The 577-nt window shown below is 73.0% G+C and carries 1 protein-coding gene; it reads right to left on the bottom strand.

The genetic code is table 11. The features are described from left to right. Positions 1-577, bottom strand: a 577-nt coding sequence (locus tag KUM32_RS37640; RefSeq protein ID WP_302185240.1) for a carboxyl transferase domain-containing protein, incomplete at both ends; no start/stop codon positions are given.

Genomic DNA, 577 nt, shown 5'->3' with positions numbered 1-577 from the left:
GCCCCGTACAGCCCCGCCGGATCCACCGCCGGCTCCCGGACCGGCTCCACCGACCAGGGCAGCGGGCCGCGCTCGGGCAGCGTGGAGACGATGGAGCGCACGATGCGCAGGGCGTGCGCGTCGTCCTCGGCGAGGTGGTCGGTGACCCCGGAGGTCCTGGAGTGCGTTTCGCCGCCGCCCAGCTCCTCCGCCGTGACGACCTCGCCGGTGGCCGCCTTCACCAGCGGGGGGCCGCCCAGGAAGATCGTGCCCTGGCCGCGGACGATGACCGCCTCGTCGCTCATGGCCGGCACGTACGCGCCGCCGGCCGTGCAGGACCCGAGGACCGCGGCGATCTGCGGGATGCCCGCGCTGGACATCCGGGCCTGGTTGTAGAAGATCCGGCCGAAGTGGTCGCGGTCGGGGAAGACCTCGTCCTGCATCGGCAGGAAGGCGCCGCCGGAGTCCACCAGGTACAGGCACGGCAGCCGGTTCTCCAGGGCCACCTCCTGCGCCCGCAGGTGCTTCTTGACCGTCATCGGGTAGTACGTGCCGCCCTTGACGGTGGCGTCGTTGGCGACCACCACCACCTCACGGC

Source organism: Streptomyces sp. AC627_RSS907 (assembly GCF_019049165.1).
Note: the sequence above shows the minus strand (reverse complement) of the source record. Positions and strands in the feature narration are given on the sequence as shown.